General features: G+C 38.1%; 15 protein-coding genes. 5 read left to right on the forward strand and 10 right to left on the reverse strand.

Annotated elements, in window-relative coordinates; genetic code table 11:
- Nucleotides 1-11: 11 nt before the first annotated feature.
- Both H5117_RS13545 and rhlP read left to right on the forward strand, forming a co-directional pair.
- Nucleotides 12-356: a lactoylglutathione lyase gene (locus H5117_RS13545; RefSeq protein ID WP_024597431.1), complete on the forward strand. Its 345-nt coding sequence runs from the start codon at nucleotides 12-14 to the stop codon at nucleotides 354-356.
- 18 nt (nucleotides 357-374) lie between these two features.
- Nucleotides 375-1,199 (forward strand): rhombotarget lipoprotein, encoded by an 825-nt coding sequence (rhlP, locus tag H5117_RS13550; protein WP_182694435.1) that lies wholly within the window; start codon nucleotides 375-377, stop codon nucleotides 1,197-1,199.
- 77 nt (nucleotides 1,200-1,276) lie between these two features.
- Here rhlP and H5117_RS13555 read toward each other — a convergent pair whose 3' ends face one another.
- The 4 genes from H5117_RS13555 to H5117_RS13570 all read right to left on the reverse strand — a co-directional run bounded on the left by H5117_RS13555 (nucleotide 1,277) and on the right by H5117_RS13570 (nucleotide 7,137).
- Nucleotides 1,277-2,167 (reverse strand): dienelactone hydrolase family protein, encoded by an 891-nt coding sequence (locus tag H5117_RS13555; protein WP_182738323.1) that lies wholly within the window; start codon nucleotides 2,165-2,167, stop codon nucleotides 1,277-1,279.
- Nucleotides 2,168-2,275: 108 nt separating this feature from the next.
- Nucleotides 2,276-2,692: a hypothetical protein gene (locus H5117_RS13560; RefSeq protein ID WP_007581892.1), complete on the reverse strand. Its 417-nt coding sequence runs from the start codon at nucleotides 2,690-2,692 to the stop codon at nucleotides 2,276-2,278.
- Nucleotides 2,693-2,806: 114 nt separating this feature from the next.
- On the reverse strand, nucleotides 2,807-5,956 hold the full coding sequence (locus H5117_RS13565; protein WP_182738325.1) for an efflux RND transporter permease subunit: 3,150 nt from the start codon (nucleotides 5,954-5,956) through the stop codon (nucleotides 2,807-2,809).
- A 2-nt stretch (nucleotides 5,957-5,958) separates the two neighbouring features.
- Complete coding sequence (locus H5117_RS13570; RefSeq protein ID WP_182738327.1) at nucleotides 5,959-7,137, reverse strand: efflux RND transporter periplasmic adaptor subunit; 1,179 nt, start codon at nucleotides 7,135-7,137, stop codon at nucleotides 5,959-5,961.
- Between the two features lie 169 nt (nucleotides 7,138-7,306).
- Between H5117_RS13570 and H5117_RS13575 the strand changes: the two genes are divergently transcribed.
- On the forward strand, nucleotides 7,307-7,570 hold the full coding sequence (locus H5117_RS13575; protein ID WP_182738329.1) for a YkgJ family cysteine cluster protein: 264 nt from the start codon (nucleotides 7,307-7,309) through the stop codon (nucleotides 7,568-7,570).
- 204 nt (nucleotides 7,571-7,774) lie between these two features.
- On the forward strand, nucleotides 7,775-8,245 hold the full coding sequence (locus H5117_RS13580) for a hypothetical protein (RefSeq protein ID WP_007581896.1): 471 nt from the start codon (nucleotides 7,775-7,777) through the stop codon (nucleotides 8,243-8,245).
- A gap of 108 nt (nucleotides 8,246-8,353) precedes the next feature.
- Here the strand turns inward: H5117_RS13580 and H5117_RS13585 are convergent, their stop codons facing one another.
- Nucleotides 8,354-10,207: a TonB-dependent siderophore receptor gene (locus tag H5117_RS13585; RefSeq protein WP_182738331.1), complete on the reverse strand. Its 1,854-nt coding sequence runs from the start codon at nucleotides 10,205-10,207 to the stop codon at nucleotides 8,354-8,356.
- A 340-nt stretch (nucleotides 10,208-10,547) separates the two neighbouring features.
- Here H5117_RS13585 and H5117_RS13590 point away from each other — a divergent pair, with 340 nt between their 5' ends.
- Nucleotides 10,548-11,039 carry a peptide-methionine (S)-S-oxide reductase gene (locus tag H5117_RS13590; protein WP_182693948.1) on the forward strand — a complete coding sequence of 164 codons (492 nt, stop codon included), beginning with the start codon at nucleotides 10,548-10,550 and terminating at the stop codon, nucleotides 11,037-11,039.
- Nucleotides 11,040-11,045: 6 nt separating this feature from the next.
- Here H5117_RS13590 and H5117_RS13595 read toward each other — a convergent pair whose 3' ends face one another.
- From H5117_RS13595 to H5117_RS13615, 5 genes are all read right to left on the reverse strand, one after another.
- Entirely contained in the window at nucleotides 11,046-11,411 is a 366-nt protein-coding gene (locus tag H5117_RS13595; protein WP_182738333.1) for a hypothetical protein, read from the reverse strand.
- A complete protein-coding gene (locus H5117_RS13600; RefSeq protein WP_182738335.1) occupies nucleotides 11,395-11,691 on the reverse strand; it encodes a hypothetical protein in 297 nt (98 codons plus the stop codon). The genes H5117_RS13595 and H5117_RS13600 overlap by 17 nt, the downstream gene beginning before the upstream one ends.
- A gap of 1 nt (nucleotide 11,692) precedes the next feature.
- A complete protein-coding gene (locus H5117_RS13605) occupies nucleotides 11,693-12,568 on the reverse strand; it encodes an SUMF1/EgtB/PvdO family nonheme iron enzyme (protein ID WP_182738344.1) in 876 nt (291 codons plus the stop codon).
- 83 nt (nucleotides 12,569-12,651) lie between these two features.
- Entirely contained in the window at nucleotides 12,652-13,122 is a 471-nt protein-coding gene (locus tag H5117_RS13610; RefSeq protein WP_182738347.1) for a hypothetical protein, read from the reverse strand.
- A gap of 433 nt (nucleotides 13,123-13,555) precedes the next feature.
- Entirely contained in the window at nucleotides 13,556-13,780 is a 225-nt protein-coding gene (locus H5117_RS13615; protein WP_182738349.1) for a hypothetical protein, read from the reverse strand.
- Between the last annotated feature and the right edge of the window lie 220 nt (nucleotides 13,781-14,000).

Here is a 14,000-nt window from a genome sequence, read left to right on the forward strand (position 1 = left end):
TAGGAAGAGTTATGCAAGTTGATGATATTAGAGTTTTTATTCCCTGTAAAAGCTATGAACAATCTCAGCGCTTTTATAAAGCGCTTGGATTTAAGATTGAAGATGCTTCAAATGATTTATGTGTGTGTACCTTTGGCGAATGTACGTTCTTTTTACAGCGTTATTATAATAAAACGTTTGCTGAAAACTTAATGCTGCAACTTTGTGTGTTAAATATAGATGAAGCATACGAACTCATTAGTAACCTAAACGGTTTTGACATCCGCTTTGAGGGTATAAAGCAAGAACCTTGGGGTAGCGTTATTTACTTATGGGGACCATCGGGTGAGCTTTGGCACGTAACTGAATTAAATTAAAAATAAAAAGGAATAAATATGAAATTTAATAAATATATAATCATTTTGATGGCGGCCTTACTTGCTTCTTGTAGCTCGTTTATGAGTAACAATACAGGTAAAAATACACAATCTAGTAGCTTAATGGATTTTTTATATCCTGATCAACAAAGCCGTGCTACCTATAAACCTGAAATACCTGTTTTAAAACTCCCTGTTACCGTCGGAATTGCATTTGTACCGTCTAAAAACTGGCAGCCAGACGGGTTAGAGACCCAAAACCAAGTCGAATTACTCGAAAAAGTAAAAAAGTCATTTCTTCAATATAATTACATTGACCGCATTGAAGTTATACCAAGCACCTATTTAAAGGGTGGTGAAGGTTTTGCAACACTCGAGCAAGTAGGGCGACTTTACGATGTAGATGTAATGGCACTGGTTTCATATGATCAAATTACGCAATCGTATGAAAATAATGCAGCCTTACTTTATTGGACAATAGTGGGTATGTACGTTATTCCAGGTAATGAAAATACAATCCAAACCTTTGTGGATACAGCTGTTTTTGATATTAAAAGTAGAAAAATGCTATTTAGAGCACCTGGTATAAGTAAGCTTGAAAAAAGAACAACAGCAATAGGTATTGATGAAACGTTATCTGAAAAGTCGGCTGAAGGTTTTAATCTAGCGGTTAGTGATATGAGTACTAATTTAGATGCAGAACTAGCAAGGTTTAAAACACGTGTTAAAGAAGAGAAAATTGCAAAAGTCGAAAATAAAGATGGCTCCAGCAGCGGTGGATCTTTGAGTATTTATATACTCGTTTTGTTGTCGTTATTAGTTATGCGTAGCAAAAAAGTTTAAAGCAAAAAATAGCTAATTACTTTAATAATGCCACCTACTTTGAGCAGGTGGCATTATTTTTTATTCGCTAACTTAGCTTAACTTAGCTTTTTATTAAAAAACTCAACGGTACGTTGCCATGCAAGCTCGGCATTGTCCTTATCATATCGACCTGTAGAGTCGTTATGAAATCCATGATTTGCCCCTTTATACATATACATAGTGTACTCAACGTTATTGGCTTTTAAGTCTTGTTCGTACTGTGGCCACGACGCGTTTACACGTTTATCAAGCTCGCCTAATTGAATCATTAATGGTGCTTTAATGTTTTTACGTAAACTTTCGCTGGCTGGAGTACCGTAAAAAGGCACTCCGGCGCTGATTAAATTACTATCTACTGCCGCTAAATAATTAACAATGTAGCCACCAAAACAAAAACCGACAGCGCCTAACTTACCGTTACTGTTAGCATGCGATTTTAAAAAGTGTGCTGCGGCTACAAAATCGTTTTGAATTTTAGCGCGGTCCATGGTTTTTTGCATGGCGCGTCCTTCATCATCGTTACCAGGGTAGCCACCCAGTGGAAAGAGCGCATCGGGCGCAAATGCAATAAAACCTACCTTCGCTAAGCGTCTTGCTACATCCTTTACGTATGGGTTTAATCCACGATTTTCGTGTATCACAAGAACAACAGGGAGCTTACCTTCTATGTTTTTAGGGGTTGCTAAGTAACCCTTGCCTTTACCGTGCCCGTTTGGCGAATCGAATTCTTCGTACGTTGCCGTTATATCGTCATCGTTAAACGACACTTGTTCAGCCAGCGCGTAATTAGGTAATAATGCTGATGTAAGTACAGCCATTGAAAAACCAAGTGCAGCAAGCCCTCCGAGTTTTTTCATAAAAGTACGACGGTCCATTAAACCGTGGGCGTATTCGTCATACCAATCAAAGGCTTCTTGAGGAATGTGATCAGAGGGAGATGTATTCATGGCTGTTCCTTAATTTTATTTTGTTATTTAAATACCATAACGTATTAGGAATAAAAAACGAGCAATATTTTCTCTCTTTTTATCGAATTATTAATAAAGCCCAAATACTTATTCTCTTGAAGATATTTCTTTATTATCAAAATTTAATATGTCCTTTATCGTTAGTTCACTCAAGTTTCTACCATCTTTTAATTTAATTTCTACAGTAGTTAGGATATAAACTTGAATACTTAAAACAAGCATAAATGCTGGCATTAAAATATAGAATAGATGCCCTACATTGTTAGCTTTATATTCTCTTTTAACTGTTTTATAAAAAGAGCTAATATTCAAGTAATATAAGTAGAATGATAACAACAATAAAATAATGCTAATTGATAAGTAGATGTAGCTAAGTGATTCAGATGAATTAGCTCTTAAAAAGCTAATTGTAGATGTATAAAAAATTAGACCGACTAATCCAAAATTTCTAATTGCATCAAAGATATCTTTGATTTTTGTTTTCTCATCGTGCCATTGTGCCATCTTAATAAAGTCTTTTTTGAATGCGAAATAATAACTTACACTTGGTTCATAGTTATTTCAAATAAAAAACTCGGCATAGTATGCCGAGCTTTTTTGGTTGGGATGTTACTTAATTTAGCTATTTGTAGGCGCTGGTTGGGCATCTACTAGTGGTGGCTTGCCACGCATTTTACGTACTAATCGTTTAGCATCTTCTAGTGCAACATACTGGCACGGTATAAGTATCAGTGTAATTACTGTGGCAAATAACACACCAAAAGCAAGTGATACAGCCATTGGGATAACAATTTTAGCTTGTAAACTCGTTTCAAAAATAATTGGCATTACACCAATAAAGGTAGTGATTGAGGTAAGTAATATCGCTCTAAAGCGACGAGCACCGGCTTGCATTACAGCATCCTTAATCGCAACACCTTCAGCGCGTGCTTTGTTTACAAAATCAACCATAACGAGGGAATCATTTACGACCACACCCGCTACAGCAATAATGCCAAACATCGATAAGCTACTCATGGTCATACCTAAAATCATATGCCCAAACATCGCGCCCACTACACCAAACGGAATAACCGACATTATAATAAGTGGCTGCGAGTAAGAGCGAAGCGGAATGGCTAACAAGGCAAATATAATCATCATTGATATACCAAAATCACGAAGCTGCTCTGAAGCGCTATCCATCTCTTCTTGAATGCGCCCAGCTACATCACTTGTAACGCCAGGGTAGCTCTTAAGTAATGTTGGTAAGTATTCATCACGAATTTCCTCTGCAATCGCAAATGGTTCGGCTTTGTCGGTATTTACCGCAGCCCATACGTTTACAGTGCGTTTAGAGTTTTCTCGGCGAATACGGTTTACACCGTCAACAAGCTTAACTTCGGCTACTTCACTTAGCGGTACTTCAGCGCCTGTGGGTGTGATAATACGCACACTTGCTATGTCACTTATTGAGTTACGTTCGTCTTCTGGATAGCGGATCATGACTTTAATTTCTTCGCCTTCACGCAATATTCGCTGCGCTTCTAAGCCGTAGTAACTAAAGCTAACTTGCGACGCTACATCAGCAAGCGTTAAACCCATGCTGTAAGCGAGTGGTTTTAAATCAAGTTGCACTTCGTCGGTAGCGCTTTGCATTGAATCGTTTACGTCGCCAACGCCTTCCATTGTTTGTAATTTGGCTTTTAATTTACCAGCCACTTCTTTTAGCTCGTCAGCATTTTTGCCTTCAAGTTTAAAGCTAACGTCGCCATCATCTCGACCGCCATTCATTATACTGTCTTGAATGGTCATGGTTTTAATGCCGGGTAGAGCGGGCATTTGCTCACGCCATAATGCACTTAGGGCAAAGGTGTCGATAGGGCGTAAATCAGGCTCTACCAAAATGGCCATAATATTTGCTTCAGTTCGTCCGCGAAGGCTTACCGATAAATCGCGGATCATCGGTTTACCGTATTGCTCTTGTAGTTGCTGATCGACCTGTAACAACACGCTTTCTATTTTACGTGCGGTTTCAAGCGTTGCTTGCTCAGATGAGGCAAGGTTCATTTCTATATCAATACGCGGAAAGTCGTGCGGTATTTTAGGGTTTGGTACAAACTTAACTAAACCACCTGCAAACATACCTGCGCTTACAATAAGCAAACACATAAAGCCGACAATCACTGTATAGCGATAATGAATACAGCGGCCAACAAAAGGAAGGTAGTAGTTATTCACAAAGCTTTTTAAGCTGCTATCAATCACCATACGTAAGCGGTGTAATAGGTTTTTAGGATTTGGTTTACGTGGGTTCATTGCTGCAATATGCGCAGGTAAAATAAGTTTTGATTCAATGAGTGAAAAAATCAAACATAAAATAATCACGCCACCAATGGCCTTAGAAAAAGCAGCGCCAGGGCCGGTTGCGAGTGTTTGAGGTAAAAATGCCGCAATAGTCGTTAGTACACCAAAGGTTGCTGGCATCGCAACGCGTTTTACACCGCGTACAACGTTATCAAGTGTGTGACCGTATTTTTCTATTTCGGCACTGGCTGACTCGCCCACAACTATGGCGTCATCAACAACAATCCCGAGCACAAGTATAAAGGCAAAAAGAGAGGCTAGGTTAATTGTTACATCTAAAAAGCCAATAGGCATAAACAAAAAGGCGCCCAGAAAAGACACCGGTAAACCCATCATTACCCAAAATGCTAAGCGTAGCGGTAAAAATAGTGCCAGCACTATCATTACTAACAAGCCACCCCAAATCATGTTATCGACCATCATATCGAGTCGACCTTCAAGGTAGTAAGTTAAATCAACAATAGGAGATAGCTTAACGCCTGCAGGTAAAAGTGGCTCTTTAGCCGCCATGTAGCTTTTAAGAACTTTTGCTACATCGGTAATATCTTGATCTTTTGATGCGTTTACTTCAAACGAGAGTGAATTTTTACCATTGTATTTTGAATACTGTAAGCCTTCTTCAAAGCCATCGTTAATGGTTGCTACATCGCCTAAATAAATTTGTGCGCCATCAGAAAGGGTAATAAGTGGCAGTTTTTCAAACTCAAAACCACGGTAGGCTTGTTTTTCAACACGCATCGATATATAACCATTTTCAGAGCGTATTTGCCCCGCCGACATATTTGCCGAAAAGTTTTGCACCGCGCCTGCAATATCTCTAAATGTTAAGCCGTACTCGCGTAGTTTATCAGGGCTGACTTCTATACCAATTTCGTATTCTAAGCCGCCGTTAAAATTAACAAGATTCACGTGAGGCAGTGCTTGTAGTTCGTCTTTTATATCGTTGCCAAGCTCTTTTAACTGGTAGTTACTCATGTCGCCGTAAAGCGCGAGTATCATTACCTCTTGCTCAAACTTATCGCGGCGCACAACAGGGCGCTCCATTCCCGCAGGAAAGGTGTTTATTGAATCAACTTGTACTTTAATTTCATCAAGTACTTCTTGTGGATTGTATTGTTCTTCTATTTCAATCCACGCTTGTGAAAAACCACGGTTAGAGTACGTAATTAGGCGTTTAATGCCTTCAATACCTTCGAGGTTTTCTTCAACTTTTATGGTTATGCCTTCTTCAACCTCTTGCGGGGCTGCACCTGGGTAAACTGCTTGTACGCTTATCCAGTTGCTTTCAAACTGTGGGAACATTTGTTTGCGAATGGTCATTGCCATTAAAATACCGCCCACTAATATAAATATCATTAGTAGGTTGGCTGCAACGGGATTTCGGGCAAACCATGCTATTAACCCTGTTTCACGAGTGTTCATGATTATTCCTCTTTCAGCGCAAGTTGAGTTACATCAGTTTTATCAGGCGCAATATCTTCAATTTTTACTGCCATACCTTCAGTTGGGTATTCAAGCGCTGAGGTAACAATTTGCTCGCCATTGTTTAACCCTTGGCTGGCTATAATCATGCCGTTTTGTTCGCGTATAATATTGAGGGTTTTAAACGACAATGTTAAATCGTCATTTAAAATTACAATTTTATTATCTTTAACTAAGTGGTGCGCAACAATAATTGCGTTATCAAGCGGGCGGCCTTCAATGGTAGCATTAATGTACGAACCAAAACGAAGAGGACGTGTTTTATCGCCATAAGGTGTTGCAAGTTGTGCAACCAAGTAGCTCATACGGCTTGTTTGATCAACCACACCTTCGGTGCGAATTACTTTGGCTTGCCACATTGTTTGCTTACCCGCGTATTCTGCGTTAAATGTAACATTTGAGCCTACGCCGCCATTTTTTAAATATTGCAGTTCTTGATCGGCAACCGGTAAACGTACCTCTGCAACTGAGGTTGCGCTTAGTGCGCCAAAACTATTACCTGGGTTTACTACTGACCCCAAGCTAATTGTGCGCTCATTAATAATGGCATCATAAGGGGCTTTAATATAAGTACGCTCAAGATTGCGGCTAGCACGCTTAACACTTGCTTGAGCAGAGCGGTAACGCGCTAATTTTTCGGCCAGCTGTGGTTTTCGTAAATAAAGTTCTGATGCGATAGCGTCGCTTGAGTCTGACTTAATGCGCTCCCACTCAGCTTGAGCGACATGTGCTTGCGCGCGTTCTATTTCAAGTGCTGAGCTTGCTTGTGCTAAACCCGCTTGCGCTTCAATAAAGTCTGCTTCGTAATCATTTGCATCAATTCGTGCTAAAATATCGCCTTGCTTTACAAACGCGCCTTCAACAAATTGATCTGATACCGAAATAACTTGCCCGCTAACTTGTGCTATTAGCTCGGTACGATATTTTGGTTTAACAATGCCGTACGATTTAACATCGAGCGTTATAGAATCTAAAAGTACGCTTTGTGTTGCTACTAAAGGACGTAAATCTTGCTCTGGCTTTTCTTCGGGTGGTTTTTTCATTGCCATAAAGGCGAAAGCTAAAGCAATACCGCCTGCTAAAACAGCGATTGGGAGTATTATTTGTTTTGTAGTAGCCACAAGGCATTCCTTCATAATTGGTGGTGACAGAGCAATAATACGCAATAAAGTGTTTACAAGCTGTTTTAAGATGTAACAAAGCATTACATGTGTGTGTTACAACTCACTATGTGACTAATTAAGTTCCTAAAAAGAAATTAAAGTAAGTGTTTTTTATACAGAGGAAATTATGAAAACCGAATCGATGAATTGCAGGCTAGGCTGCGGCGCATGTTGTATTGCGCCAAGTATTAGTTCGCCTATTCCAGGTATGCCAAATGGTAAAAAAGCCGGAGAGCGTTGTATTCAGCTAGATGAACGTAATTTATGTAAGTTATTTGGTGATTCAAGCCGACCTAAAGTATGTAGTGATTTTAGTGCCACGCTTGATGTGTGCGGGTCTACAAATGCACAAGCCCTAGCGCTTATTACAGAGCTCGAAGAGCTAACTTAATCCTCGTTTTTAATACACATCTATTTACAATATATTATTAATAAAAATCTTCACAAGGTTATTAAAAGCAGTCGTTAATATATTCTATGGTGAAATATTAGACATATTTAATTTTGTTGCTAATATAGGAAATTGTAAGATACTTTTTATAAATCTCATTTATAGGTGATTTCGTTCAATCTTAATTTTTAAAAGGAAAGAAAAATGAAAAATTTACTTACAGCATTTACATTAGGTGTGACTTTATTAGGTTGTTCAAACTTACCCATTAAAACCGATATTAAAGAAGACCATTTTAGACTCGAAAACTTTAAAAGAGAGCAGGGAGTAGATCTTGAATATGTCCACTTGATGTGCTTTAACAAAAAACCTACACAATGGGCTGAACCAAAGCAGTATATCAGTGGTGAGCACGATTTATGGGTAAAGGCGAGTGTTTCAAACCCTGATGTTTTAAATAGTCAAAAAGAAGCTTTTGTTAATTTTAACGTTAATTTAGATTCTGATAAAAGCTACATGCTAAATAGAAAAAGGGAAGGGGATAAAATATCAATCTGGATACAAGAAGTTGAAACCGGTACGGTTGTTTCGCAGGTTCTTACAGATGAGCTTAGTCGCCCTTTACAAATTGATAATGAGCTAAGAAAGAGACAATGTCGTTCTGGTTCAATATAAGCTGAGTAATCAAAGTTCTTAATATTTAGCATGTCGTTTATTCTTTGCTAAATATTTATTCAAAGACCTGTTTTAAATAAACAGGCCTTTGAATGTGATAGCTCATTTCTACCAGCTATACGTTGCGCTTAACGTATATTGCTCACCGCGCCCAGGTGTACCTGGTATTTCTTCAAACGACTCATCCCATAAGTTATCTGCCGCTAAGGTGATAAATAAATTACTCAACTGTGGCGGCGTTATTTTAAGTGTTAGCTGGGTAAATAACGCGTTATCATTGCCGTTTCTAAGTGCATTTTTGTGTTGTGTACGCCATTCGTTATCTATTCTAAATTCTAAAATATCAGTTGGGTTGTACACAGCGCCAAGTGTTAAACGGTGATCAGGAAAGTTTAACGCGTAAAAGCTGGCATCAATATCGGCTGCGCCGTAGTTTTCTGATTTATGTAAATAGGTGTAGCTTGCTATAAGCTTTGCTGTCTCAAAGTGCTTAGTCGCTAAAAATTCAACCCCTGCAGTATCAATATCTACTGGGTTTGCAAAGCGCGCTGAGGTTGAATCAAAATTAAAGGTCCAATCGGTTAAGTTATTATCTTTTCGATAAAAAATAGCCGAGTTTAACTGCCAGCTTTGTTCTTCAAGTAATAAACCTAGCTCCAAGTTTGATGTGGTTTCGCGCTCAAGGTTGTAGTTACTTCTAAATAACCCGCCTGAATCACTGCCGCCAATGGCTGTGTAGCCTGCAACTTGACTCGCTTGCGCGTATGATAAGTAAAGGGTTTGTGCTGTGCCGTCACTATTTTGGGTGTTTAAGGTTATGTCACCAATAGCTGATACTTCAGCATCATCACGATTTGTATCGTCATAGGCTGCGCCTAAACGAAAGGTAAGTTGTTTATTATCCTCAAGCGCCATTTTGTATTCAGGCAATACGCTTAATTTATAATACTTACGAGAGGTAAAGTTGTTTTCAAGCGTGGTAGATTCAATTGAGTCGTCAATAAACTGTGCTGAATAATTTACAGCAAATACATAGCTTTGAGCATGATGCCCCGATAGCGCTAACGACTTAACTTCACTTTTGTGAAACGCTTCAAAAGCGCTTGGATTTTCGCGAGAGTAAATATAGTGATCGTCATGGGTACGATAATAAGCAGATACTTCAAAATTGCTGTTATCAGAGTAGTTTTGCTTGTGATTAAGCATCCAAAGACGGGTTTCTAAATCTTCAGTTTCGTTAACGCCAAAAGGGGTGTACAAGTTAGGCCAGCCAAAAAACTTATCTTGTGAGCCAAAAAACAAATCTGTTTGGCTGTGCTCGCTAGCTAATTGCACGCGAGCTGAGGCGCGCGAAAAGTCATGATCGCCATTATCAATGGTGCCATCACTTTGCGAATGAGAATACTCACCTTCAAAGCCCAGAGTATAGTTAACTAAACTATCAAGTTGTGTGTTTTTAGCAGCGTGAATACTTTGCAGATTAAAGTCATTTGTGCCAGTACCAAGGGATACACTACCGCCAGTAATAATCGGTTTCCAACCAAACGAAACTGTACCTACAGAGCTATTCATACCGTAAAGTGCGTTATCGGCACCGGTTAAAACATCTGGGCCGCTTAGCATTTGCGGTGCAATGGGTATTTCAGCAAAATAATGCCCAGATTGCGGGTCAAGCAGGGTAGCGCTTCCTACTCTAAAACCGGTGTTTTCAAAAATCCCACCACGAATAGTTACATCAGCTTGCGCCTCAGCCATATTACGCGATTGAAGGTCAACACGGGGGTCATATTCTAAATTAGAAATAGGCGAGTCGAATGTACCTACTGGCAACTTATTTGCAGTGGGTGAGGCCTCAACCGTTATTTTCTCGATTGGTGACTCATCAGATAGCGTATTAGCATTAGCAAATGCAGTAACGCTGCATAATATTGCAGGTATTATAAGGTGTGGTGTGCGATTCATGTGTTTCTCGTCATTTTTTATTTGTAGCTGCGATTACAATTAATTTCAAAGCTTATATTTGAGCATGATAAAATAACTAAACGTAACAGCAGTCATTTTGTGCGCGATTGTACATTAATTTGTTAATAACTGCATTTGATAACCATTTACGTAATACCGACTTTATTAAAAACATGGTCATTCTATCGTATTAAATAGCGCACTCACTGCGTTAAAAATTATTTATATAGAACAACTATATGTCATAATTTTCGCCTTGTTATTGCGCTATTTTCTTGGCGCTATAATTGAACACTATTTTAATGCAATCGGTATAATTACTTATTAGGTAACATTTATAATGGATACGACACAACAAAATACTATTTACTTTGCTGGTGGCTGCCTGTGGGGCGTACAAGAGTTTTTAAAGCACTTACCAGGCGTAATAAGTACTGAAGCAGGTCGCGCTAATGGTACAAGCAAAACCACTGACGGCGAATACGATGGTTATGCCGAATGCGTAAAAGTCATTTTTGATTTAAAAGTCGTTAGCCTAAATAAGCTGTATGACTACTTTTTTGAAATTATTGACCCGTATAGCATTAATAAACAAGGGGATGATGTAGGCCCTAAATACCGCACTGCTATTTACAGCAAAAACCAAAGCCATTTAGATGCAGCAAGCAATTATATAAACAAACGCAGTGATGCCGATAAAATTGTGGTAGGGGTAGAGTTGTTAACTAACTACGTGCCAAGCGATCCTGAGCATCAAGACCGTTTAACTAATCACCCTGATGATTACTGCCATATACCTTTTGAGTTATTGTATAAATACAAAACGAGTTAATTAAAACTATTGTTTATTTTTTCTTTGAACTTTTTTGTTTAGCTTTTTTTCTTTCTTACGAGGGAACATATCTCTACTTAAATAAGGTAGCACTAAAAAAAAGATCCCACCCCCTAAGTAAAAAAGAAGGTTAAAAAGATAAGAAAATGGAGAGGTCGATAAAAAATAAACATCAGATTCAACTCGATAATCTGTTGGTGTAAGAACATATCCGTCGTATATAGATTTGACCGTTATTATTATAAGCAATAGCCCTAAAGAAAAAGAAAACAAGGAGAATGCTATTTGATTTAATAACATTCTGGTATTACTAATATTAGCGTGTTTTATTTTTGGCTTCTTTTTTGTTTTTTTATTATTTAACCGTTTCATGTTTACCAAAAAAAGTAATAATTATTGCTATAAATATTCCAACAAAGCCTATGGTTGAGAAAACTAAACTATATTCACTGTTAATGCTGAAAATATTTAGCAGACTAGTGATTAATAAAAGTAATATCCCAGCTGTTTTTAAAACTTCTTGCGTTTTGTTTAAACCAAACCATCCACGGCAAGAAGGACATTGCTTTTCAATAAAAATGCCTTTTTTATTTATATTTTTTATATCCTTACTATCAACCTTACTTTTACAGTTTGGGCACGCAACGTTCATTTTAATCCTTTAATTCGTCTTTATTAATTTCTCTTAATACTCTAAAACCAATTAAGTCGGCTCTTGCATTTATAGTAAAGCCCATTCTTAGTGAGTGATGTACATGCGGCTGTGGCATAGTCCAACTAGCACCTTTCACCGTTCTATCATTACAATCACCAGTTTTATTTGCAGCAGTAGTACCCGTTACATTGTTATGATTATCTACATAACAGTCTTCCACCCATTCAGATACATTTGAGGTTACATCGTATAAACCAAAAGGGTTTGGCTTTAAAATAGCTACTTGCCAAGGGTGTCCTAAATCAGAGCCTTTTGGGCAACCACCTAAATCTCTATCGCAGTGGTCAATGCCTTGTTTATACTCATTACCCCACCAAAACTTACTACTTGTTCCAGCGCGAGCAGCATATTCCCATTCAACTTCGCTTGGTAATCGATATGTATAGCCTGTTTCTTTGCTTAGCCATTTTGTATAAGCAACGGCATCAAACCAAGATATATTGATCACAGGTTGCTTACCACGACCCCAACCCTCATCGCTTGGGCAAGAGCGTATGCCGGTTTTACAAAATTGGTCATATTGCGCAAAGGTAATTTCAGTTTCACTTAGTGCATAGCTATCTTTTACTGTCGCTTCAAAAATTGGCGCTTCATCTTGAAAAGAACGAAAGTTTTCACCACCTATGGTGCCTGTACCTGGCGGTATTATTACCATATTAGGCGATAATTCACCGTTTTTGAGTGTGTCTTGTATATAAGTAACTTCATGATTAGTGAGTTTGAAACTAGACCAGCTAATATTAAAAAAGCCAACAGAAAACCCAATCAAAACGACAATAACAATGAAATATTTAATTTTTAATCTAGGTAACATATATCACTCTTAAGTTACGCTAAATGACCAAAATGGTTGATATGAACACTAGACACTAGACACTAGACAATTTAGCTATTCGTTTACGGTTTAGCATTTGAATAACCCTGTATTAATTTAATGCAATCATTAATTACTATAGCGCTCTCAGCTTTACCTTGAATATTATGGACTGACATATTCATTGAGCTAGAGCCTTGGGCAGCAAAAAGCTCTTTATCTAATTCAGTCAATATATATTTGAGTGTGGAGAGGTTAAGCGCGCCATATTTAGCTAAATATTTGGCTGTATAAGGATAGTAGCAGTAGTCATATGTAGACGAGGTAGTCTCTGATGGTTGTGCAATAATGTTATCGAACATACTCTTATTATTTAAACATTGCTCAATTAGTTCTAGAGATAAAACTTTCCGTTGTTTTCGAGTGAAAACTTTTCTCTCCATTAAGATGAAAACCATGGCTAAAGCAGCATCCTTATCGTAAGGAGAATCTCCACCTATAGTGTCTAAAAATTGTGCAAAGCGATCTGATAAATAAACTTTTATATCACTCATTAATTAATTTCCATATTCTGATTTTAAAGTGGTTAATATTAAAACTCTTTGGCTTTATGGTACATGAAACTACAGCGTTGCGAATATTTTTGAGCTAAGTTCACGGATAAAATGCGGTTAAGCAATTGCTCAATTTAGGTTTAGCAAGCCCTCTAATTGTGCATGATACGCGGAATCAATTTTCTTAAAGAGATTATTAAATCGTATCAAGTCCGACTATAAAATTACCTTTCAAAATTAATGTAATATTTTACAACATATGCCACCTTAAGCCGTCTCAGGTTGTTGTATATTAAATTTGTGATCGCGCCCTTAGTTTCGCTGAAATGTACTATTACTACGTTTTTTAAATGAAAACTAGGCAGGATTCGTTATGTACGTCAGTGTAATAGCTGAAAGTTAGATTCTCCCTCCAGCTATCTAGTAGCTAATTTTATTCATCTATAGAGTTTGCTATTCGCTCAACGGTGACTTTTTCTAGCCTGTTCGCGCGGCCTTTCCAGTACTGCATAATCTCAGCTTCTGTAAGGTTGTTTTCAACAGCCAGCTCTAGGCGTAAGGCCCAGGCAATCAGGTGGTTTGGGTTTAGCCAGTGATCATACAGCCCGTAAGTATGATGGTCGGATAAGGAAATCTTACCACCTTCATCTTTTGTCATAACAAACCAGTCTCCTATGGGATCTGTTCCCAGGGAGAAGTATTCGGTGTTTGCGTCGAAGTCATCGAGATTTTCCTTAAACTCAAACCCCATACTGTAGTGGTAAATTAATTTTGGCCACCCATTAAGAAAGAAATGTTATGCTGATAAGCATACAAATTTGGGTGAAAAAATGACGAAATTAAAACGTGCAACGTATTCTGCAGCAATCAAATTAGAA

Source organism: Pseudoalteromonas sp. SG45-1 (genome assembly GCF_014164135.1).
Taxonomy (GTDB): Bacteria; Pseudomonadota; Gammaproteobacteria; order Enterobacterales; family Alteromonadaceae; genus Pseudoalteromonas; species Pseudoalteromonas distincta.

What these genes read in the sequence shown, in the direction of transcription:
- H5117_RS13585 (WP_182738331.1), bottom strand. Translation starts at nt 10,207, where the DNA reads ATGAATCGCACACCACACCTTATAATACCTGCAATATTATGCAGCGTT.
- H5117_RS13595 (WP_182738333.1), bottom strand. Translation starts at nt 11,411, where the DNA reads ATGAAACGGTTAAATAATAAAAAAACAAAAAAGAAGCCAAAAATAAAA.
- H5117_RS13545 (WP_024597431.1), top strand. Translation starts at nt 12, where the DNA reads ATGCAAGTTGATGATATTAGAGTTTTTATTCCCTGTAAAAGCTATGAA.
- H5117_RS13560 (WP_007581892.1), bottom strand. Translation starts at nt 2,692, where the DNA reads ATGGCACAATGGCACGATGAGAAAACAAAAATCAAAGATATCTTTGAT.
- H5117_RS13590 (WP_182693948.1), top strand. Translation starts at nt 10,548, where the DNA reads ATGGATACGACACAACAAAATACTATTTACTTTGCTGGTGGCTGCCTG.
- H5117_RS13605 (WP_182738344.1), bottom strand. Translation starts at nt 12,568, where the DNA reads ATGTTACCTAGATTAAAAATTAAATATTTCATTGTTATTGTCGTTTTG.
- H5117_RS13600 (WP_182738335.1), bottom strand. Translation starts at nt 11,691, where the DNA reads ATGAACGTTGCGTGCCCAAACTGTAAAAGTAAGGTTGATAGTAAGGAT.
- H5117_RS13615 (WP_182738349.1), bottom strand. Translation starts at nt 13,780, where the DNA reads ATGACAAAAGATGAAGGTGGTAAGATTTCCTTATCCGACCATCATACT.
- H5117_RS13580 (WP_007581896.1), top strand. Translation starts at nt 7,775, where the DNA reads ATGAAAAATTTACTTACAGCATTTACATTAGGTGTGACTTTATTAGGT.
- H5117_RS13575 (WP_182738329.1), top strand. Translation starts at nt 7,307, where the DNA reads ATGAAAACCGAATCGATGAATTGCAGGCTAGGCTGCGGCGCATGTTGT.
- H5117_RS13565 (WP_182738325.1), bottom strand. Translation starts at nt 5,956, where the DNA reads ATGAACACTCGTGAAACAGGGTTAATAGCATGGTTTGCCCGAAATCCC.
- H5117_RS13555 (WP_182738323.1), bottom strand. Translation starts at nt 2,167, where the DNA reads ATGAATACATCTCCCTCTGATCACATTCCTCAAGAAGCCTTTGATTGG.
- H5117_RS13610 (WP_182738347.1), bottom strand. Translation starts at nt 13,122, where the DNA reads ATGAGTGATATAAAAGTTTATTTATCAGATCGCTTTGCACAATTTTTA.
- rhlP (WP_182694435.1), top strand. Translation starts at nt 375, where the DNA reads ATGAAATTTAATAAATATATAATCATTTTGATGGCGGCCTTACTTGCT.